The 1176-nt window shown below is 69.2% G+C and carries 1 protein-coding gene and 1 pseudogene; both read left to right on the top strand.

Features of this window, described 5'->3' with window-relative positions; translation table 11 throughout:
• Positions 1–307, top strand: a pseudogene (locus ACZ5CR_RS46345) (type I polyketide synthase); the annotation flags it as partial.
• A gap of 49 nt (positions 308–356) precedes the next feature.
• Positions 357–1176, top strand: an 820-nt coding sequence (locus tag ACZ5CR_RS46340) for a beta-ketoacyl synthase N-terminal-like domain-containing protein (protein WP_468870051.1), incomplete at its 3' end; no start/stop codon positions are given.

Raw genomic sequence — 1176 nt, 5'->3', positions numbered from 1 at the left:
CCTGATCTTCGACTACCCGAAGCCGACGGCCCTCGGCGACCACCTCACCGCCGAACTGCTGGGAGAGCACGGGCCGACATCGGCCGCAGCAGCGGTGCTCGCCGACATCGACCGGATCGACGCCGCCATCGACGGCATCGACCCGGACGACGAGGCGGCCGTGCAGATCGCCGCACGCCTCCAGTCCACCCTCTCGCGGTGGAACACCCAGTACGGCACAGAAGTCCAGGCAGACGGCGCAGAACTTGACTCGGCCACAGCCGACGATCTGTTCCACATCATCCAGAACGAGTTCGGGCGATCTTGAAATGAGCTCTGTGCAAGAAGGCGGAGCCGGGAAAGCGAGTGGTGAACTGATGTCGAACGAGAAGCTCCTCGACAACCTTCGGTGGATGACCGCCGAACTGCGGCGCACCCACCGCAGGGTGGCCGAGCTCGAGGAAGCGGATCGCGAGCCCATCGCCATCGTGGGGATGAGCTGCCGCTTCCCCGGCGGCATCGACTCGCCCGAACGGCTGTGGGACGTCGTCGCCTCCGGCACCGACACCATCGGCCCCTTCCCCCTGGACCGCGGCTGGGACGTCGGCGGCCTCTACGATTCCGTACCCGACCTGCCCGGCTCGTCCAGGACCCAGGAGGGCGGCTTCGTCGCGGACGCGGACCGCTTCGATCCGGCCTTCTTCGGCATCTCGCCGCGCGAGGCGCAGGCCATGGATCCGCAGCAGCGCCTGATGCTCGAAGCCGCCTGGGAGGCCGTGGAGCGCGCGGGCGTGGACCCGCTGTCCCTGCACGGCAGCCGCACCGGTGTCTTCGCCGGCGCCGTCCACGGCGACTACGGCACCTCTGTGCCCACCGTCTCGGACGACCTGAAGCCCTACCTCGTCAACGGAAACACCGACAGCGTCCTCTCCGGCCGCATCTCGTACACCCTCGGCCTCGAAGGCCCCGCCATCACCGTGGACACGGCGTGCTCGTCGTCCCTGGTGGCCCTGCACCTGGCGGCGCGGTCGCTGCGTCAGGACGAATGCTCGCTCGCCCTCGCAGGCGGCGTGACCGTGATCTCCATACCCGAACTGTTCACCGAGTTCGCCCGCCAGCGCGGACTGGCGATGGACGGCCGCTGCAAGGCCTTCGCCGAAGCCGCGGACGGCACGAACTGGGGCGAGGGCGTCGGCG

The organism is Streptomyces sp. NPDC031274, assembly GCF_055570235.1.
Note: the sequence above shows the minus strand (reverse complement) of the source record. Positions and strands in the feature narration are given on the sequence as shown.